The organism is Chloracidobacterium sp. D (assembly GCF_018304685.1).
Taxonomy (GTDB): domain Bacteria; phylum Acidobacteriota; class Blastocatellia; order Chloracidobacteriales; family Chloracidobacteriaceae; genus Chloracidobacterium; species Chloracidobacterium thermophilum.
In genome coordinates this window covers 2,326,224-2,346,370 of the sequence record NZ_CP072634.1, presented here as the reverse complement: position 1 = coordinate 2,346,370, position 20,147 = coordinate 2,326,224, and the positions used below count along the sequence as shown (strand labels likewise).

Sequence of the window (20,147 nt, the reverse complement as noted above, 5' to 3'; positions counted from 1 at the left end):
AGCACAGACCATGCCGACGCGCTACCCGGACATCATGCCGCATCGGGACAACGGCGTTGTCGCGGAACGCCAGCTTGAATGCCTCATGGCCTGTTTGCCGGAGCAGGAAGCGGCCATGTCCGATCTGGCGGCTGAAGTCACGGACTGGGCGGCGCTGTTGACGAGCGCCCAGCAGCACGGGCTGGAAGACTATCTGTTTCGACGGCTCACCCGAACTGGTGTGCTGCTGCCCGATGTCATCCGGGAACACGTTCGGTTGCTTCAGGCACACAAGGCGGCCTGGACACTCCAGCTCATAGCCCAGATGGACCGGATTCTGGATGCCTTGCAGTCGGCTGGCATTGCGGCCGTTCCGCTCAAAGGCCCACTGCTTGGGGAGCGGCTGTACGGCGCCGATGGTTTTCGGTCATCCAGTGACCTGGACGTGCTGGTGCCCTACCAGCAGGTTCATCCGGCGCTGGCGGCCGTGGCGGCCCTAGGCTACCAAACCGATGCCGCCACGCTGGAAAAGGCGCTCGCCGGCGATCACAACATCGCTCTCGACAACATTTCGCCGCCGCTGGAGCTGCACTTCCACCTGTTCCGGCGCTTCGGCGTCACGCTTCAGGCCGAGGATTTCCTGGCGCGTGCCGTGCCGTATCGAACGCAGCGTGGACGGCTCATCCAGGTGCTGGCCCCGGAAGACGAATTTCTCTTTCTGTGTGTCCATGCGGCGGCCCACAGTTTTGCCCGTCTGGCCTGGTTGTTTGACCTGAAACTGCTCCTGCACCGGCATCCCGCTTTTGATTGGGAAACCCTGTGTCGGCGCATGCACGACTGGCAGGTGACGACCGCCGTCATTTTCGCCTGCGAGTTGCTGCGCCAGCGGTTGCATGTGGAGACCCCCCTGCTCGCACGCCTGACCCCCGGCCGCCGCCGGTGGCTACACTTCAACCAGCGCCTTTTTGACCAGGCCATGCGCCGTTACAACCGTCCGCGTCGCTCGCTAGGCGCCAAGCTCGGCTTTTTTCTGGCAGCACACCTCTACCAGTCAAGCCTTCACGACCGATGGCCGAGCCGCCTGCGCTTCCTTGGGCTGACCGTGCTGCGCACCCTCCAGCGACGGCAACTGGCCCCCGGAGAGGCGTGAGACGCGCCGGGCGTGGTTGTCAGTCCGGTTGGCCCCTCGGTACACTCCCCTTTGTTTTCAGACGGGTTTCCATGCGGGCAGGATGCCCGCGCTCCCAGGTTGTTCCACGGGCAGGATGCCCGCGCTCCCAGAGGGTATGCCGTTCAACGAAGTTTTTGATGTCATTGTTATTGGCGCCGGACACGCCGGATGCGAGGCTGCCCACGCCGCTGCCAAGCTCGGCTGCCAGACGGCGCTCATCACGCTCAACCTCGACCTCATTGCCCAGATGTCCTGCAACCCTGCCATTGGCGGCATTGCCAAGGGGCACCTGGTACGCGAAATGGACGCCTTGGGCGGGCTGATGGGCAGGATCATTGACCGGACGGGAATCCAGTTTCGGATGCTCAACCGAAGCCGTGGGCCGGCGGTGCAGTCGCCACGCGCGCAGGCCGACCGTGCGCTGTACCGAACCGAAATGCGGCGCTTTCTCGAAACCATCGAAAACCTCCACCTGCGGCAGGGCGAGGTCATTGATTTGATGGTCGAACAGGAACGCATCGTCGGCGTCGAGATGTGGGACGGCCGGCGGCTCGGCGCGTCAGCCGTGGTGATCTGTACCGGGACATTCCTCAACGGCCTCATTCACATCGGTACGCGCACCTACCAGGCCGGCCGCGCCGGAGAACTGCCTTCCCTGCTGCTTGCCGAAAGCTTTCGCCGCCTCGGATTTCGCGTGGGACGGCTCAAAACCGGCACGCCGCCGCGCGTCCATGCCAAAACCATTGACTGGTCAAAGTGTGAGGAGCAACCGGGCGACCCCAACCCCACACCCTTTTCCTTTGGGACAAAAGCCATCACTCGCCGCCAACTGTCCTGCTACATCACCTATACCAATGAAGAAACCCACCGGGTGATTCGTGATAACCTGGACAAGTCGCCCATGTACAGCGGGCAGATTCAGTCCATCGGGCCCCGCTACTGTCCGTCCATTGAGGACAAGGTTGTGAAGTTTCCCGACAAACCGCGCCACCAGGTGTTTCTCGAACCCGAAGGCTTTGAAACCCACGAGGTGTATGTCAACGGGATTTCGACGAGCCTCCCGATTGAGGTGCAGGAACGCCTCGTGCGCACGATTCCCGGTCTCGAACAGGCGCAACTCATCCGTCCGGGCTATGCCATCGAATACGACATGGTCGACCCCACGGAACTCAAGCCGACTTTGGAAACCAAGCGCATCCGGGGACTGTTCCATGCCGGGCAGATCAACGGCACGACGGGTTATGAGGAAGCCGGCTGCCAGGGACTGGTTGCCGGCATCAATGCTGCCCGTCTGGCCAAGGGTCTCCCGCCAGTGGTGCTCGACCGCGCCAGCAGCTACATTGGCGTCCTCGTGGACGACCTGACAACCCAAGGCGTGGATGAACCCTACCGGATGTTTACTTCCCGCTCCGAAGTGCGGCTTCTGCTGCGGATTGACAACAGCGACCAGCGCCTGACGCCACTCGGCCACGCCATCGGCCTGGTCAGTGAAGACGACTACCAGCGTTTCCAGCAGCGGCAGGCACGCATCCAGACCTGCCACACGCTGCTTGAAGCCTGTTCCATCCGCCCGGACTCCTGGGAAGCCGACGCCCTTGCCGCCGAGACCGGGATTGTCCTGCGGGAAAAGCAGCGCTTGTCAGCTTTGGCGCGGCGCCCGGAAGTTACGGCGGAACATCTGGCGGCCGCCCTGCGTCGGGCCGGAGTGACGGACTTTGACGAGTCCGAACTGGAAGTTGCCGTCAATGACCTCAAGTACGCTGGCTACGTTCGTCACCACGAGGCCACGGCCCGGAAGCTGTCCAAAGCCGCCGATGTGGCCATTCCGGCAAACCTCGACTTCACGCGGCTGCCGGGACTGTCGCGTGAAATGGCTGACAAGTTTGCGCGCATCCGTCCGGCAACCCTGGGACAGGCCGCGCGGATTCCGGGTGTGACACCGGCGGCGCTGGCCATTCTCAGCCTGCACCTTGGGAATGGAAAACGGGTTGCCCAAACGGCTTGAATCAGCCGCGGCCCAGTTGCCGCCTAGCGGCCCCCAAGCCACCGGAACCCGCGCCAGAACCCTGACCGGCGCTGCCGCAAACGCTGGCGCAGCCCCTGGAGTGCCCGGTCAATCTGCCGGGTGTCGAGTTCGAGCCGGTCGCCATAGCGCGCCTGATTGTAGGCCCGGGTGATGGTGAGGACTTCCTCGAAGCCGGTTGCCAAAGCAAATTCCAGTGGCGTTTGATGTGGTGCGCGGCGGTGTCCGGCGCGGCTCAGCAGCGCGGCCATCTCATCGTAAAACAGGACGGCCGACTGACGTTCGTCCCGCCGCAGCGTCCAGCGGAACAGCGGGGCAAACCAGCTCAACCACCGACGTTCAAAGAGAAGCCGTGGCGTGCGCCGGATGCGCCACCAGAGCAGGTAGCCGGCCAGCATCAGCAACAGGATGCCCGCCAGCACCAGCAACACCGTAAGGTGATGGAAAAATTCCGTACCCGTCACGGCCGAGTACATCCATATCAACTGGGAGATGGTCCACATTCTGAGTTGCTCGCGGTAGCGGTAGAGGCGGGTTTCCGCCGTTGTCTGATACTGCACGGCAGTGCGGCCAACATCCTGCGCCAGCATGCGTTGGCGCTGAGCATCGTAGGCAATGACATAGTCAATGTAGAACGTGCGCAGAGCCTCGATGTAGCGCCGTGCTGAAGTCAGCAACCCGGAGGCTGCGGTCCGTGGGCTGGCGGCTGCCGCTGGTGTGGGGTCAAATTCGACCCACGTCCCCGTTTGCGGAAAATACACCTCGACCCAGGCGTGAGCATCGGATTGCCGAACGAGGTAGGTATTGTTGAGATCATTGTACTCGCCAAGGTGATAGCCTCCGGCCAGTCGCGCGGCCAGCCCCAGCGAGCGGCACATCAGCACCATCGCCGAAGCAAAATACTCACAGTGGCCGCGGCGTGTCTCGAACAGGAAGTCCACAATGGGGTCCGGCTCGTTTCCCCGTTGGAGTTCAAGCGTGTAGGCACAGCGTGTTTTGAGGTGTTGCTCGATGGCACGCGCCCGGTCGTAGCCATTAGTGGCACCGGCGGTGATCTCACGGGCGAGTTGCGTCACCCGTGCATCAAACGTCGCCGGCAGTTGCAGGAAGGTGGCGCGGGTCTGGGCATCATACTGGAGCGGGTCCTGTCGTAACTGCTCCTCCGGCGTTTCATCCAGATGGGACAGCACAGTGTAGCTTAGGCGTGCTCCGTGTTCCGCCCGGTAGAGCGTTCCGGTTGCATCCTGCGCCAGGCCACGCAGATTGGAGACAAGTACCGGCTGGCCGCAGTGAAACAGGGCGCTGGTGTTCATCGGTTCCAGGTACACCCTCTGCACCACTACCTGTCCCCGTGGCTGGCGTTCATTGAGGATGTACTCCCCATTCTGGAGCCTGACCGCCACGCGCCGGTTGGCTTCCGGCCGTGTCCATTCCCTGCCATCGAAGTGCGTCATCACCATGCCGCGCCAGTGAAGGTAGGGCGGCAGCGGCGTTTCAACCCGGACGCGCAGGGCCGTGCGCTCGTCGCTTTTGATGTTACCCACTGAGCCAAGCGTGATGGAAAGGTCGGAAAAGCCGGTCATCGCCGTGTCTTCGCTGAAGGTCTGGGACAGCAGGCCCGTGTTCCAGCGCGGCAACAGGAAGAAGGTCGGGACGCTCAGGGCTCCGATGAGCGCCGCCATGACCAGTGTCATCACCAGCAGGTAGCGTACCGGACGACTGGCCTGCCGCGCCTGTTGACCGTCATAGGACAAGGTCACCGTGCGCAGGGGCTGACGGAGATTCCGACCCGTCCGCACCACTTCAAACGCCTGAAGGGCCGCCAGTCCGGTCAGCGTGAAACCCGTAAGCAGCAGCAGGAACAGGGCATCAATGGTGAGACCGGCCGCAAGCAGCATTTCAAACACGGCCAGCAGGTAGAGAAACACCCAGTCACGGTCGCGCTTGACCTGAAAGAGCTTGAAAATCGAGACGAACAGCACGAAGTGAATGAGCGCCGTAATCCACGAACTGCTGAGATACCGCAAATCCAGGTAGGCAAAGGGCGCATATCCCACGACGCACCAGTTGGCAACCCGTTCACTGATTTGCAGCCGCAGCCCCGGACGGTCGGCAAACCAGCTTGCGATGAGCGCCAGGCTGTAGAGGATACACGTCGCCACATCCACCCGTCCGGTGAGCGCCAGCGTCAAAAAGCCACCCGTAACCAGGGCATAGGATGCCGCTTTGAAAAACTGCTCGATGTTCATGGGCGTCAATGATGGAAGTCCGACAGCTTACGAAACACCAGGAACACGTCGTCAAGCATGTGTTTGGTTGCCAGATTCTAGGCGTTTATGTGCAACCTGAACACCTGCATTTCCTTCTCGACATCCCTTACCTGTGGAGTGTGGATGCGGACGGAAGCATGGCGCTCGTACAGGATGAAGAAGCCATTGCCGCACTCGACCTGCCGGAAGACACCCGCCGGGCACTGTACGAAGAAGCCGTTGCCTTACGCGAGCAGGGACCAGGAGTGGCTGTCCGGCACTTCATGGCTCCGCCCAAGACGATCGGCGCTATTGAGGATGTGACCCTCTACACCGTCGGCGACACCACGCACATGCAGGTTATCGGCGATGCAGACACCCTCACCAGCGTCTGGTCCGGGACATCCATTCACCTTCTGACGTAAGTTGATGCAGGTCACGGTCTCCTTGCCGTGTGGCATCAGGGATGGAGTGGCTCGAAGCGTCCCCGCTCGCGGTTTTTGCGTACATTGCGCCAGTCAAAGACTGTGCCGTTCATGGCGATATAGACGCCCGGCGGCAGCGTCCGGGCCGAGGCCAGGGCAAAGCCCAGGTTGAACAGGGCATCCGAGCCGCCAAAGGAATAGGGAATCATCGCTCCCACAAACACCACGGTTTTGTCTGTAACCTGGGCGGCCACGACCTGGGCGGTTTCGGTCATGGTGTCCGTCCCGTGTGTCACGATGATGTGGTGTTCCGGCGCACGCGCCACGGCGGCACGGATGATGGCCCGGTCAGCTTCGGTCATGTCCAGGCTGTCCTTGAGCATGACCGGCTCAATTGTGATGTTGGCCAGGTAGCACCGCGCCTGATCGAGCATGTCGAACAGGTGCGTCCGGGAAAAAACGAGGTTGCCGGTGCGCTCGTCATAGACCTTATCGAGCGTTCCGCCGGTCAGCAGAATGCGCAGGGGCGGAGAAGTCGGTGACATAGGCGATGCGAAGGTGCTGGAAGCTGCGCCGGGCTAAGCCGTCCGGGCGTTGCGCTGGTAAATCAGGCGCAGCCCTTCAAGCGTCAGGTTTTCGTCAATTTCGGTGATGAGCGGCGAACCCTTGCCAATCAGCCGTGCCAGTCCACCCGTGGCAATGACGGCCCGCAAACTGCCCATTTCCGCCTGCATGCGCTGCAAAATCCCTTCCACGAGTCCGATATAGCCGAAGTACAGTCCCGACTGGATACTGCCGATGGTGGAGGCGCCAATAACTTGAGCCGGGTGGGCGATGCTCACCCGTGGCAGGCGGGCCGCCCGCTGAAAGAGGGCTTCGGCCGAGATGACGATGCCCGGCGCAATGACGCCGCCCAGATAGGTTCCGTCTTCAGAAATGGCATCGAACGTCGTCGCCGTACCGAAGTCCACGACGACACAGGGTCCGCCGTGGCGCGCATAAGCGGCCACGGCATTCACGATGCGGTCTGCGCCGACATCCTGCGGCACGTCGTACCGGATGGGCATGCCGACGTTTTCCGTCGGGCGCACGAAAAATGGCTCGCGCCCGAAGTACGTCTGGGCCATGCGGAAAAAGGTGAAGTTGAGCGGCGGCACGACCGAGGCAATGGCAATGCCGGTGATGTCGCGCGGATCGAGTTGGGAAATGGTAAACAGGTTGCGGCACAAAATGCCGTACTCGTCTGTGGTGCGTTCACGTTCGGTCGTCAGCCGCCAGTGGGCAATCAACGTTTCGCCGGCATAAACGCCCAGCGTCGTGTTGGTATTACCAACGTCAATCACGAGGAGCATACTTGGGAAACCCGGTGGGGAAGTCGGCTGGCCCCCACGCCTGACGAGGGAGATGCCAAAGGAGGTCGTCGCCAACCACCACCGCCGTCGTGGCGCGTCGTTTGAACCTGCATGGACAGGTGGGTAGCCTGGCTGCACTTCATCGCACGACGCCCATGGCGTCTTGCCCCAAAGTGAAGGCCGCAGCTTCCCGTTCAAACGGCATCGGCCCAAACACTGGCGCCCAGCACGTACGGCATAGAACGGACGACGACCACCTGCGACGATAGGCGAAGGCGGGATGTGGGGCAAGCCGTTTGGACTCCGGGGGGAAGGGCCTGGGAGCGCGGGCGTCCCGCCCGCATGGGTGTGTGTGGGGGCAAGCGACCGTGGGTTGAAACCCATTGTAGGTTTGCACCTTATGCATCGTCGCGTAGCGACGGATGAATTTAGCCGTGGGTTTCAACCCACGGAGCGCGACACCCCCCACACCCCGTCGCATAGCGACGGATGAATATCGCCGGAACGACACAATTTCCCGCCCGCATGGGAATGCGGGCGCCATCGTACGGATACACCACGAATCGGGACATCCACGGTGGGGTTCAGCCGTCGCTGACGCGACGGGGACGATTGGTGGGCGACGTGATCCGTGGGTTGAAACCCACGGCAAAATTCTGTTGCCGCTACGCGGCAAACATGCGGTTGCAACCCACGACCAACGCCCACGGCCACGGGTTTCTGTCTCACGGCTGGCGCGACAGGCCTGGGAGCGCGGGCATCCTGCCCGCACGGGTGTGTGTGGGCAACCAACCGTGGGTTGAAACCCATTGTAGGTTTGCACCTTATGCATCGTTGCGTAGCGACGGATGAATTTAGCCGTGGGTTTCAACCCACGGAGCGCGGCCCCCCCACACCCCGTCGCGTAGCGACGGATGAATATCGCCGGAACGACACAATTTCCCGCCCGCATGGGAATGCGGGCGCCATCGTACGGATACACCACGAATCGGGACATCCACGGTGGGGTTCAGCCGTCGCTGACGCGACGGGGACGATTGGTGGGCGACGTGATCCGTGGGTTGAAACCCACGGCAAAATTCTGTTGCCGCTACGCGGCAAACATGCGGTTGCAACCCACGACCAACGCCCACGGCCACGGGTTTCTGTCTCACGGCTGGCGCGACAGGCCTGGGAGCGCGGGCGTCCCACCCGCACGGGTGTGTGAGCAAGCGACCGTGGGTTGAAAACCATTGCAGGTTTGCACCTTATGCATCGTCGCGTAGCGACGGATGAATTTAGCCGTGGGTTTCAACCCACGGAGCGCGACACCCCCCACACCCCGTCGCGTAGCGACGGATGAATATCGCCGGAACGACACAATTTCCCGCCCGCATGGGAATGCGGGTGCCATCGTACGGATACACCACGAATCGGGACATCCACGGTGGGGTTCAGCCGTCGCTGACGCGACGGGGACGATTGGTGGGCGACGTGATCCGTGGGTTGAAACCCACGGCAAAATTCTGTTGCCGCTACGCGGCAAACATGCGGTTGCAACCTACGACCAACGCCCCACGGCCACGGGTTTCTGTCTCACGGCTGGCGCGACAGGCCTGGGAGCGCGGGCGTCCCACCCGCACGGGTGTGTGAGCAAGCGACCGTAGGTTGAAACCCACGGCAAAATTCTGTTGCCGCTACGCGGCAAACATGCGGTTGCAACCCACGACCAACGCCCACGGCCACGGGTTTCTGTCTCACGGCTGGCGCGACAGGCCTGGGAGCGCGGGCGTCCCATCCGCACGGGTGTGTGAGCAAGCGACCGTGGGTTGAAACCCATTGTAGGTTTGCACCTTATGCATCGTCGCGTAGCGACGGATGAATTTAGCCGTGGGTTTCAACCCACGGAGCGCGACACCCCCACACCCCGTCGCGTAGCGACGGATGAATATCCCCCGAACGACACAATTTCCCGCCCGCATAGGAATGCGGGCGCCATCGTACGGATACACCACGAATCGGGACATCCACGGTGGGGTTCAGCCGTCGCTGACGCGACGGGGACGATTGGTGGGCGACGTGATCCGTGGGTTGAAACCCACGGGATCGTGGGTTCACCCACGATGGGTTTCAACCCACGGATCACGGTCGCCCCATACCCCCATGCGGGCAGGATGCCCGCGCTCCCAGGCGGTCCGTCACTACGCGACAATTCCCGGCGTCGCTATGCGCCGGGGGGCGGGATGGGATACGCTTCCCACGGCACTGGAATTATGCGTTAGATTGGGCTTGGGTGAAGGACGGAGCCGGGCTGAATCCCACCGCTGCCGACACGGCAGAGGGTGAACCGGATGAGTCTTTGCTCCATAGGTTGAAACCGGTCTGGGGGTTGTGGTCTTGTTCACCGGCGGAGTTTTCTGATGAGCTTTCAAGCCAACGTTTCAGCCGAAGCCATATCCGTTCGCCAGAGTGCTGAACGGCTGCGTATCCTTTCCGTTCTCAATGACCTGCACCTGAAATACAAGTCCCTTCAGGACGGCCGGGTAGCCGACTACATTCCACAGTTGGCCAAGGTGCCACCGGACCTGTTCGGCATCTGCATTGCCACCGTGGATGGGCAAATCTTTGAGGTGGGAGACTACGACTACCTGTTCACCATCCAGTCCATCTCAAAGCCCTTTGTCTATGGGCTGGCGCTCGAAGACCACGGCCGCGACTATGTTCGGACGCGGGTGGGCGTCGAGCCGACGGGCGATGCCTTCAACTCCATCATCAAGCTCGATGAGCGTTCCAAGCGTCCGCACAATCCGCTCGTCAATGCCGGTGCTATTGCCATGACGAGCATCATCAAGGGAACTGACCCGACCGACAAGCTCAACCGCCTGCTTGACCTGTTTCAACGCTACACGGGCCACAGCATCTTTGCCGACATGTCGGTGTTTATGTCCGAGCGGACGACCGGCCACCGCAATCGCGCCATTGCGCATCTGATGCTCAACTTCGGTATGATTGACGGCAACGTGGATGAAGCTCTGGACTTGTACTTTCAGCAGTGTTCGCTGATGGTCTCCTGCCGTGATCTGGCTGTGATGGGCGCGACACTCGCCAACCGGGGCGTCAATCCGCTGACGGGCGAACGTGCCATTGCTGCCGAGTATGTCCGGGACATTCTCAGCGTCATGTTCACCTGCGGTTTGTATGACTATGCCGGCGAATGGGCCTATCGCGTGGGACTGCCGGCCAAAAGTGGAGTTGGTGGCGGGCTGTTGGCTGTCGTTCCGGGGCGATTTGGGATTGGCGTGTTCTCACCGCGTCTTGATGAACGCGGCAACAGCATCCGGGCCATCAGGGTTTGTGAGGGAATTGTGCAGGAGTTTGGCGCACACATCTTTGATCTGGCCTTTGACCTGCCGGCTGCCCACGAAGTCCACCTGGAGCAATCCACCCGGACAGCCGATGCACGCAATGGTCACACAGCATCCCATCCGCCGGAGCCGCACCGTGTGGCGTGACCTGTGCCACTTTCCATCCGGCCTGAAGATTTTTGAACCCTGGCCGCTGCTCCCCCACGGCGGCGGGCAGCATATTGTGTTGAGTCTTGCACTGCGAAAGGTATCCACATGGATCCCAAATCCGTCCTGAACTTCGCCAATGACGAAGGCGTGAAGTTCGTTGACCTGCGTTTCACCGACCTCCCCGGCTCGTGGCAACACATTTCCTTCCCTATCTCGCAACTGACGGAAGAGAGCTTTACCGAAGGTTTCGGCTTTGATGCGTCGAGCATTCGGGGCTGGGCCAACATCAGCGAAAGCGACATGCTGCTCATTCCAGACCCGTCGCGGTTCTGGATTGACCCCTTTTTCGAGGAACCCACCCTCTGTCTTTTCGCGGATGTTGTTGAACCCCTGACGCACCAAGGGTACATCTACGACCCCCGCTCGGTTGCCGAGCGCGCCGAAGCCTATCTCCGCTCAACCGGTCTGGCGGACGTGGCCTACTTCGGCCCGGAAGCTGAGTTTTTCGTCTTCGACCACGTGAGTTTTCTCAACGAGCCGCACCATGCGTTTTTCCGCTTTGAGAGCGGCGAAGGCAACTGGACAAGTGATAACCCTGACGAGAACCTGGGTTTTCGGATTCGGACCAAGGAAGGCTACGTGCCAGTTCCGCCCTTCGACTCCCTGCAGGATTTGCGCTCTGAAATTGCCCTCAACCTGGAAGCGGTTGGCATCTCCCCCGAATGTCACCACCACGAGGTGGCTTCCGGCGGCCAGTGCGAAATTGACTTCCGGTTTGCCTCGATGCTGACGACCGCCGATAACCTGATGCTGTTCAAGTACATCGTGCGGAACACCGCCCTTCAGTACGGCAAGTCGGTGACGTTCATGCCCAAGCCCCTCTATGGCGACAATGGCTCCGGGATGCACTGCCATCAGTCGCTGTGGAAAGACGGACAGCCCCTGTTTGGCGGTGACCAGTATGCCGACCTGTCGGAAATGGCGCTCTACTACATCGGCGGCCTGCTCAAGCACGCCCCGGCCGTCGTAGCCTTTGCTGCCCCGACCACCAACAGCTACAAGCGGCTGGTGCCGGGCTATGAAGCCCCGGTCAATCTGGCATACTCGGCACGCAACCGCTCGGCAGCGATTCGGATTCCAGTGCTCTCGAAAAATCCCAAGACCAAGCGCCTAGAGTTTCGCCCACCTGACCCAAGCTGCAACCCATATCTCGCCCTGTCCGCCATGCTCATGGCCGGACTCGATGGCATCCTGAACAAAATCCATCCCGGTGAGCCGCTCGAAAAGGACATCTACGACATGGACGAAGCGGAAAAACTGCACATTCCGCGTCTTCCGGCTTCGCTTGAAGAAGCTCTGGCGGCGCTCGAAGCCGACCACGAGTTCCTGCTTGCCGGCGGTGTCTTCACCAGGGAGCTGATTACGCGCCACATTGAGTACAAGCGCAAGCGTGAAGTCGAGGCGCTGCGCCTGCGTCCGCACCCGATTGAGTTTCAACTGTACTTCGACGTATAGCCCAAGGGGGGAATTTCACCCGCGCTACCTCAGCCGCCGGTGTTTCGGAAACCCGATGCGCCGGCGGTTGTTTTTCAGCGATTGGGCGCGGTGGCTGGCATCTGTCGCCGATGTTCAGCGTTGGGAGGTGCCAGGTGTACGCTTCGGCGTGGCCGTGGCAGATGGGAAAACGGCCGGGTGGCTGATGCCGGCGATCAGCCAGTTCGATCCCTTCTTGACAAAGCGGTAGGTCACACGCTCCGTAGCTTTCACGAGTTGTCCGGTTTGCCGGTGACGGCCGCTCAGCAGGCGGTTGGCCGTGACCGTCGCCTGGGCACCCTGGGCGTCAACTGCCACCTGCGGATTCTCGTGCGTCATCGTCACGGTGTAGGTTTCGGCCAGCTTTTGCAGGTCATCCACTGCCTGCCTGGCCGGGGCTTCACGGCGATTGCCATACGGGCGCAACGTACGGTCAAAATAGGTGGCGTAGGTCTCTGTCAGTTGCCCGTTGAAGGCGAGCGTCAGCCCTTCCAGGGCAACCAGGATAGCCTGCTGATTGGTCTGGTTTGTCGTCTGCGGCTGATTTGGAGGAGGAGCTGGCGCTGGATTCCCGCTGTTGACAGTTGGGTTTGCCGGTCGGTAAGGGGCAAGTGCAACAAAGTAGATCGCCAGCCCGACACCGATGGCGACAAAGAGCAGCAAAAGTCCGGCGAGCATCCACCGCCGCCTTGCCGGTTGGGGCTGCCGGTTGACCGTTGCGCCAGCCGGCTGTCCGGTACGCAGCGCCGCCGGCTGGGGCTGAGCAACCGTTGCGGGAGTCACATCCACGACCGAACTGACCGGCACACCGGCGGTCAGCGGTGGTACCGGCGCAGGGAAATACCGGGCCGGAGCTTCCGGTTCAACGGGTGTGTGGTGCGACTGTGGCCGGGGCCACAGGACAGCTTCCGGCGGGCGGTCAATCTCCAGCAGTCCTTTGTGGAGCAGGGTTCCTTCGGCGTCCGCCACCGCCGGCGCATGAACCCAGATGTCTCCACCTTTTGGTTGTGGGCAGTCGAATATCTCCGAAAACCAGTGGACGAAATCACCCGCGACGCCAAAACGCGACCAACTCGGAATGATGTGATAGTGCGTTGGCGGAGCGCCGACGCCGCAGGCAAAAAACAGCCCTTTCTCGTTGCGGAAAAAGCGACGCCGGTTGTAGTCGAAGTGAACGCGCACGAGGCGGGAGCCATAGGTGGCGTGCAACGACCGCACCCGGACAGGTCCGGTGAGCCGGATGCCCCCGGCATCTTCTATTTCGGCTGGCCTGTCCGTCTGTTCTGCACCGGTCTCCGATGCCGCCGCCGGTACGGTCACTGGTACGGCGGCTGGCGTCACTCCGTTTGTGCTCTGTTTGGTCGTCGGCGCAGGTGCCCGTTGCCGGATGGATTCCTGGCAGGCCGGGCACACCTGCCGACCGGTCACAACTTCTGCCCGCAGAACGCGACACGCATGGGGAAGCACTGTCTGGGCAAAAGGCGTCCCACAACCCCGGCAAGTGGTATCTGCCGACTCAGGGGGCAGGTAGGTCAGCCGCTGGCAGGTGTGGCAGAGATACCGCCGGACATTGCCTGTCTGGCAGTAGGGGCAGGTTTCCGGCTGTTCGACCTCACGCACGTCCCACTGCAGGTCACAGCTTGGGCAGTAGCCCACTATGCCTTCAAGCCGTATGCTGTGTCCGGCCGGACAGGTCTGCTCATCTGATCCCGGATTGAAAGGGAAGCGCACGGCATGCTGTGCGCACCAGACCGTGGGTGGCATGACGCCCTCTCTGCTTGACCTCTCCGTTTGGCAAGCTGGCTTGCCTTGCGGCCAAGCATCTTACGCGGTCAATCCGGGCTGGAAAAGCCTTCGCGTGCTGTTTGTACGCGGGGCGGGGGCTCGGCTTCGTCCCGGAAATCAAGGCTTTCATCCGCCTCATCGGCTGCCCTGAGCAACCACAGCGGAATGGGCAGCCAGGTGGAAGGTGCGCCGTGGACAGCCGCATCCAAAGCCGCCACCTGGCGTTCGACGCGCCGTTGCGTGCCTGTCTCCGGCAGGTCTTCCCAGCGTTCATAGCACCCGTGCTGAATACAGGCCGCCGGTTTGGCCTTCCAGTGGACAAGACAGCCCACGCCCGGCTCAAAGAGTGGACATGCGTAAGTCTGCCCGAAGGTGTCGCCGGTTTCAGTCAGTCCATAGCGCGCCACAGCGTGAGCCGCCCGGGCAAGCACTTCCCGTACTTTGGCCGGGCCATACTTGGGGCTGTGCTGAAGGGTGGCCAGCATGGCTTTGGCTTCGAGCCGTACAATGTGGACGTTGACAAACTGGGCGTCGGCGCAGCAGGGTGTCGGGCAGGTCGCACAGTCGGCCGCCAGGTGCCCGTAGGTTTTCCCGATGTAGCGCGCAAAACGCTGCTTGATGCGCCGCAACTGGGCCAGCGCCCGTGCCAGCGGGGGCCGTCTGCCACCAGTCGGGCGTTGGCCGTTTCCCTTGACGTAACGGTGTCGTCTGGACAGGCGCTTGGCGATGACAGAGCGTGTCATGGTTTTTCCCCGGCTGCCGGCGCCTCTTCCGCCACGCCGGCCAGCGCCGCCACATGGTGACAAACCGTTTGGGGCAGGGTGTCCAGATTGTAGCCCCCCTCCAGCACCGACACGAGCCGCCCGGCGCTGAAGCGGTCAGCCACTTTGTTGACCAGATGCGTCATCTGCACGAAATCCCGGTCGGTCAGGTTCAGGTTGCCAAGCGGATCGGCGACGTGGGCATCAAAACCGGCCGAAATGAACACAAAGTCGGGGTGAAAGTGACTGGTAATGGTTTCCAACCCGGCTTCAAAGGCTTCCAGATACGCGGCAGCCGGCGTTCCGGCGCGTAGTGGAACGTTGAGCGTAAAACCTTCGCCCGGACCGACGCCACGTTCCCACTGGCTTCCCGTACCGGGATAGTGCGGAAACTGGTGGATGGAAAAAAAGAATACCGACGGGTCGGCATAGAAGATGTCCTGCGTGCCGTTGCCGTGGTGCACGTCCCAGTCCACGATGAGAACCCGCTGAAAGCCCAGATGTTGGGCATGCCGCGCGCCAACCGCCACATTGTTGAACAGGCAAAAGCCCATTGCCCGATTCGGGGTGGCGTGATGTCCCGGCGGGCGCGCGGCCACAAAAGCCCGCCGGGCCTTTCCCTGGTGGATGGCCTCAACGGCGGCCAGGACGGCCCCGGCCGCATCGCCAGCGGCTTCGTATGACCCGGCCGACACAACTGTATCCGGGTCGAGCGCCACGAGTTGCTGCCGCGCCTGCGCTGCCCGGCTGGCTTCGGCGACCCGTGCCAGGTGGTCTGGCGTATGAACCCGCGCCAGTTCGTCGGTTGTCGCCGGGCGCGGCATTCCCCACTGGCAGGCGGTCTGCACGTGTACGTCCTGCTCAAGGGCGCGGATGATGCGGGTCGTGCGCGCTGCGGTTTCAGGGTGATGGCTTCCTGTGAGGTGGTTGGCATGGGTTGGGGGAGCAAAAAGCCACGTCTGCGACATCGTTGTTGCACCTCCACTCCCGGTCTGACGGTTTCCGGTCGGCGAAAATGGCTGGGATAAAAATGTGAAATGGCTGTTTCCTTCACGCTGCTCCGGCATAAAATGGTGTGCCAAGCGCCAAAAATCAATCCAGCCTTTCGCGTCCCCCACTGGTTGCCACGGCATGCACGTTCCGCTTGACCATCATTCCCGAACGCCGGTGTACCTGCAAATCAAGCAGGCGGTTCTGGAGGCCATCCGGGAGGGCCGGCTCGCGCCGGGCGCGCGTCTGCCGGCCACACGCGAATGGGCGCGGCAGCTTGGGGTCAATCGCAGTACGGTCGCCATGGCATACGACGAGTTGCTGGCCGATGGCGTGGTGGAATCGTTTGTCGGACGGGGAACATTCGTCGCCCGGCAGAAGCTGGCGGAAGTGGCCCGGCTTGATGAGCGCGCGGCGCGGCGGACTCCGGCGCGCAAGATGGTCTGGGAGGGGATGTTTTCCGAACGGGCGCAAAGTCCGGTGGTTGAATCGCTGCTCGATCTTTATCAGGTCAGCACGCTGCGCGACGTTATCTCCTTTTCCGGGTCCTTTCCTGATGCGGCGTCGTTTCCGACACGCGAGTTCCGCAACTCACTCCATTTTGCCGAGCGGACGCTGGGGGATGAAATCTATCGCTACGGGCCGGTGGCCGGGTACGAGCGGCTGCGTGAATACCTTGCCCAGCGCATGCGCGAAAGTGGCTCGGAGGTCACGGCTGAAAACATCATTGTCACCAGCGGGTCACAGCAGGCGCTGGATTTGATTGCCCGCGCCCTGATTTCGCCGGGCGATACCGTGGCCATTGAGAATCCGACCTATCCGGGCGCCATGACGGCCTTTGCCCTGGCGGGCGCCCGCCTGCTGCCCATTCCGGTGGATGAAGACGGGCTGTGTGTGGACGTACTGGAAAATGTGCTCAAGGTGCAGCGTCCCAAGCTGGTCTATGTCGTGCCGAGTTTTCAGAATCCGACGGGGGCCTGTCTGAGCTGGGAGCGCCGCCGCCGCCTGCTGGCACTGGCGCGGGAGCACAACCTGCCGATTGTCGAAGATGACTACGGTTCACACCTGCGGTTCGACGGCGACGCCTTACCGCATCTCAAGGCGCTGGATGACACCGAACACGTCATCTACGTCAGCAACTTCTCCAAGAGTCTGCTTCCGGGCCTGCGCATCGGGTGGTGTGCGGCGGCGCGTCCGGTGATTGCCCGTCTGACCGCCTTCAAGCAGAACAACGACATCACAACCTCGCCACTGCTGCAGGCCGCCCTGTGGGATTTTTGCCGCCGCAAGCGATATGAAGCGCACCTGGAGAAAATCCGTCCGATTTACCGGGCGCGCCGCGATCTGATGCTGCGGCGGCTGGCGGAGGACTTTCCGGCTGAAACCGTGTGGACACAGCCGGCCGGGGGGCTGTTCCTGTGGGTGACACTGCCGCCGTCCCTGGATGCGACGGAACTGCTCTATCAGGTACGCCAGCAGGGGGTGGTGTTCAGTCGCGGGCGGTTGTTTTACAGCGATAACCCAAAGCGGAATACGCTTCGGCTCAGTTACGGTCATGTCACGCTCGAACAGATCGAGCGCGGCATGCGCGTTATTGGTACGACGGCCAAAGCCATGCTGGGGCGTGCGACCGGGCGTACGGCCGAGCGTTTTCACAGCCAGACCGTGCCGCTTGTGTAGTGCGGCGCAGTGTTTGTGCGCAATTACGCGCGTCATGACTTTTTGGCTCCGATCTTCCGGTCGGGCGTGTAAGTTGGTTGAGAGAGTCCTTATTCAAGGGAGATGACACCTCATGCGCCATCGTGAAATTGCCTTTTTTGAAGGACGCTTCGTGCCGCTGGCCGAAGCCAACATCAACGTCATGACGCATGCGTTCAACTACGGCACCGCCGTTTTTGAAGGTATTCGTGGCTACTGGAACGGGGACGACGAGGAAATGTACCTGTTTCGCCCTCGGGAACACTTCATACGTCTCATCCAGAATGCTTCCCTGCTCAAAATGAGCCTGCCCTATGACGCGGATGGACTATGCGAGCTGACGGCGGAGCTGGTGCGTCGCAACGGCTACCGTGAGGATGTCTATATCCGCCCGCTGGTCTATAAAACCGCGCGTCAAATCGGCACGAAACTCTCCCCTGGCGAAGACTTCACCATGTTTGTCGTGCCGATGCGCGACTACGTGGATACTTCCCGTCCGCTGTCCGTGGGCGTTTCTTCCTGGCGACGCCTTGAAGACAACGCCATTCCGGCGCGGGGGAAAATCTGCGGGGCGTATGTCAACTCGGCTCTGGCCGCCACCGAAGCCCGCGACAACGGCTACGATGAAGCCATCGTCCTGAATGCCGCCGGCAAGGTGGCGGAAGGGGCGGCGATGAACCTGTTCATCCTGCGCGGCGGCAGGCTGGTGACAACCCCGGTCTATGCTGACATTCTGGAAGGCATCACGCGCCACACGGTCGTGGAACTGGCGCGGTGGGAGCTGGGGATCGAAACCGAGTTCCGTCCCATTGACCGCTCAGAACTCTACATTGCCGATGAAATCTTTTTCTGCGGGACAGGGGCGCAGATTGCCGCCATCGGTGCGGTGGATCGCCGTCCCATTGGCAACGGACAGTCCGGGCCGGTGACGCGCCGCCTGCAGGCGTTGTATGCCGATGTGGTACGCGGACGGGTGCCGCACTACCGCCACTGGTTGCTGCCGTGCCAGATGGCTTCCGCGTATGTCGAAGATACCGCCTGTCTGGCCGGGTTTGGTGATTGAACGCCCATTCACAAGGCCCTGCCACGGACCTGGCTGCTATGGCGGCTGAAATCGTTACCGTTTTGCCGCTGCCTGGCCGGTGGTGATGCCCATCAGGGTAAAATCACCGGTCAGGCCAGGACGGCTTGACGCTCCGCACCACAAAGGCGCATACTTCCGCCTTTTGTGTGGTCTTCCTTGGATAGACCACCGGCTTCGCACCATCCTGCCTGTCGAGGTGTGCTCCGGTGAAACGCCAACCAGCCGCCCGTCCTTCCACCAGCCAGGAAGTTGCGCCTGGTTCCAACGGCGCACTGCGTCATCTGTGTGAGAAAAGCCATCCGGCTGCTGCGGCCGAGGCGCTTTCGGCGCTCGAACCCAAGGCGGTGTGGGAGGTGCTGCGCGATATTGATCCTGTCCTGCGGACGGAGATTTTCAGCCATCTGGAACCCAATCTGCAGGTGGACATGGTCGGGACGCTGCCCCGTGCCGACATGGCGCGGCTGCTTTCCGATATGCCGCCTGATGACCGGGCCGATCTGTTTCGTCGTCTGCCGGAGGAATCCCGCGACGCCGTCCTGCCAGCACTGGCCGAGGCCGAACGGGAAGACATTCGCCGCCTGACCAACTATGAAGACGGCACGGCCGGCGCCGTGATGACTTCGGATTACGCCACGCTGTCGCCGGATTTGACGGTAGCCGCCGCCATCGAACGTTTGCGCGAGGTCGCGCCCGACAAGGAAACAATTTATTACTCCTATGTGGTGGACGACGATCGCAGGCTGCTCGGCTTCGTCTCGCTCAAAGACCTGATCCTGGCCCGCCGGGACGCCACCGTGCGCGACATCATGCACGAGGATGTCATCTCGGCAAAAACCAGCGACGACCAGGAAGACGCCGCCCGCATCATCCAGAAGTACGACCTCATTGCGCTCCCCATCGTCAATGAGGAAGGGGCGCTGGTTGGCATCATCACGCACGACGACGCCATTGACATCATTACCCAGGAGCACACGGAAGACATGCACCGCTTCATGGCCATTACCGGAAGCACCGGCACGGATGGCTATCTGCGGACATCCGTCTGGAAGCACGTGCAGCACCGGGTGGGATGGCTCGTCGGGCTGGGGGCGCTGGGACTGGTGTCGGGCATCATCATCCACGAGTTTGAAGCCACATTGACGCAGGTCATCATTCTGGCGCTCTACATGCCGATGGTGGCGGATACCGGCGGCAATACGGGCAGCCAGTCGGCAACGGTGGTCGTGCGCGCGCTGGCGCTGCGTGAAATCTCGCCCCGGGACGTTTGGCGGGTGTTGTTCAAGGAACTGCAAGTCAGTGTGTTTCTGGCGGCAGTGCTGGGGATTCTGGCCTGGGCCAAGGTCATGTGGCTTTCGCAGGGCGTTGAGATTCCGCCCGGGTTTTCCTTAGGCAACATTGCGCGCGTCATCAGTCTGGCGCTTGCGATGCAGGTGGTGACGGCAACGCTCATTGGGGCGCTGCTGCCACTGACGGCCGCACGCCTGAAGCTTGACCCGGCCGTGGTTGCCAGCCCGGCGCTTACGACCATCGTGGACATCACGGGACTGCTGATTTACTTCTTCACCGCGCGCTGGCTGCTCGGCGTGTGAAGCGGGAACTCCCG

General features: G+C 61.9%; 18 protein-coding genes. 12 read left to right on the top strand and 6 right to left on the bottom strand.

The genetic code is table 11. From position 1 onward, the window contains the following. Positions 1-10: 10 nt before the first annotated feature. A complete protein-coding gene (locus J8C01_RS09925; protein ID WP_211431804.1) occupies positions 11-1,129 on the top strand; it encodes a nucleotidyltransferase family protein in 1,119 nt (372 codons plus the stop codon). A gap of 136 nt (positions 1,130-1,265) precedes the next feature. Next, on the top strand, positions 1,266-3,155 hold the full coding sequence (gene mnmG / locus J8C01_RS09920; RefSeq protein WP_211431803.1) for a tRNA uridine-5-carboxymethylaminomethyl(34) synthesis enzyme MnmG: 1,890 nt from the start codon (positions 1,266-1,268) through the stop codon (positions 3,153-3,155). A 23-nt stretch (positions 3,156-3,178) separates the two neighbouring features. On the opposite strand, the gene J8C01_RS09915 is transcribed toward mnmG, so the two are convergent. Then, complete coding sequence (locus J8C01_RS09915) at positions 3,179-5,422, bottom strand: transglutaminase TgpA family protein (RefSeq protein WP_211431802.1); 2,244 nt, start codon at positions 5,420-5,422, stop codon at positions 3,179-3,181. 8 nt (positions 5,423-5,430) lie between these two features. Between J8C01_RS09915 and J8C01_RS09910 the strand changes: the two genes are divergently transcribed. Next, on the top strand, positions 5,431-5,847 hold the full coding sequence (locus J8C01_RS09910; RefSeq protein ID WP_014100489.1) for a hypothetical protein: 417 nt from the start codon (positions 5,431-5,433) through the stop codon (positions 5,845-5,847). Positions 5,848-5,882: 35 nt separating this feature from the next. On the opposite strand, the gene J8C01_RS09905 is transcribed toward J8C01_RS09910, so the two are convergent. Continuing rightward, on the bottom strand, positions 5,883-6,392 hold the full coding sequence (locus J8C01_RS09905; protein WP_211431801.1) for an asparaginase domain-containing protein: 510 nt from the start codon (positions 6,390-6,392) through the stop codon (positions 5,883-5,885). Between the two features lie 33 nt (positions 6,393-6,425). Beyond that, positions 6,426-7,199: a type III pantothenate kinase gene (locus J8C01_RS09900; RefSeq protein WP_014100487.1), complete on the bottom strand. Its 774-nt coding sequence runs from the start codon at positions 7,197-7,199 to the stop codon at positions 6,426-6,428. A gap of 434 nt (positions 7,200-7,633) precedes the next feature. On the opposite strand from J8C01_RS09900, the gene J8C01_RS09895 reads away from it, so the two are divergent. The 6 genes from J8C01_RS09895 to glnA all read left to right on the top strand — a co-directional run bounded on the left by J8C01_RS09895 (position 7,634) and on the right by glnA (position 12,208). Continuing rightward, positions 7,634-8,002: a hypothetical protein gene (locus J8C01_RS09895; RefSeq protein WP_211431800.1), complete on the top strand. Its 369-nt coding sequence runs from the start codon at positions 7,634-7,636 to the stop codon at positions 8,000-8,002. Positions 8,003-8,025: 23 nt separating this feature from the next. Further along, on the top strand, positions 8,026-8,406 hold the full coding sequence (locus J8C01_RS09890) for a hypothetical protein (RefSeq protein ID WP_211431799.1): 381 nt from the start codon (positions 8,026-8,028) through the stop codon (positions 8,404-8,406). A gap of 76 nt (positions 8,407-8,482) precedes the next feature. Then, complete coding sequence (locus J8C01_RS09885; protein WP_211431798.1) at positions 8,483-8,845, top strand: hypothetical protein; 363 nt, start codon at positions 8,483-8,485, stop codon at positions 8,843-8,845. Positions 8,846-9,034: 189 nt separating this feature from the next. Further along, entirely contained in the window at positions 9,035-9,460 is a 426-nt protein-coding gene (locus J8C01_RS09880) for a hypothetical protein (RefSeq protein ID WP_211431797.1), read from the top strand. Positions 9,461-9,598: 138 nt separating this feature from the next. Further along, positions 9,599-10,690: a glutaminase A gene (gene glsA, locus J8C01_RS09875; protein ID WP_211431796.1), complete on the top strand. Its 1,092-nt coding sequence runs from the start codon at positions 9,599-9,601 to the stop codon at positions 10,688-10,690. 108 nt (positions 10,691-10,798) lie between these two features. Next, complete coding sequence (gene glnA, locus J8C01_RS09870) at positions 10,799-12,208, top strand: type I glutamate--ammonia ligase (protein WP_014100485.1); 1,410 nt, start codon at positions 10,799-10,801, stop codon at positions 12,206-12,208. A gap of 114 nt (positions 12,209-12,322) precedes the next feature. Here glnA and J8C01_RS09865 read toward each other — a convergent pair whose 3' ends face one another. The 3 genes from J8C01_RS09865 to J8C01_RS09855 all read right to left on the bottom strand — a co-directional run bounded on the left by J8C01_RS09865 (position 12,323) and on the right by J8C01_RS09855 (position 15,740). Beyond that, complete coding sequence (locus tag J8C01_RS09865) at positions 12,323-13,990, bottom strand: hypothetical protein (RefSeq protein WP_211431795.1); 1,668 nt, start codon at positions 13,988-13,990, stop codon at positions 12,323-12,325. 68 nt (positions 13,991-14,058) lie between these two features. Further along, complete coding sequence (locus tag J8C01_RS09860; protein ID WP_211431794.1) at positions 14,059-14,754, bottom strand: hypothetical protein; 696 nt, start codon at positions 14,752-14,754, stop codon at positions 14,059-14,061. Further along, positions 14,751-15,740: a histone deacetylase family protein gene (locus tag J8C01_RS09855; RefSeq protein ID WP_014100482.1), complete on the bottom strand. Its 990-nt coding sequence runs from the start codon at positions 15,738-15,740 to the stop codon at positions 14,751-14,753. Before J8C01_RS09855 ends, J8C01_RS09860 begins: the two co-directional genes overlap by 4 nt. A 163-nt stretch (positions 15,741-15,903) precedes the next feature. On the opposite strand from J8C01_RS09855, the gene J8C01_RS09850 reads away from it, so the two are divergent. The 3 genes from J8C01_RS09850 to mgtE all read left to right on the top strand — a co-directional run bounded on the left by J8C01_RS09850 (position 15,904) and on the right by mgtE (position 20,133). Next, entirely contained in the window at positions 15,904-17,442 is a 1,539-nt protein-coding gene (locus tag J8C01_RS09850; protein WP_211431793.1) for a MocR-like pyridoxine biosynthesis transcription factor PdxR, read from the top strand. A gap of 112 nt (positions 17,443-17,554) precedes the next feature. Then, complete coding sequence (locus J8C01_RS09845; RefSeq protein ID WP_211431792.1) at positions 17,555-18,523, top strand: branched-chain amino acid transaminase; 969 nt, start codon at positions 17,555-17,557, stop codon at positions 18,521-18,523. A gap of 227 nt (positions 18,524-18,750) precedes the next feature. After that, positions 18,751-20,133, top strand: coding sequence for a magnesium transporter (gene mgtE / locus J8C01_RS09840; protein ID WP_211431791.1), 1,383 nt, complete (start codon positions 18,751-18,753; stop codon positions 20,131-20,133). Positions 20,134-20,147: the final 14 nt, after the last annotated feature.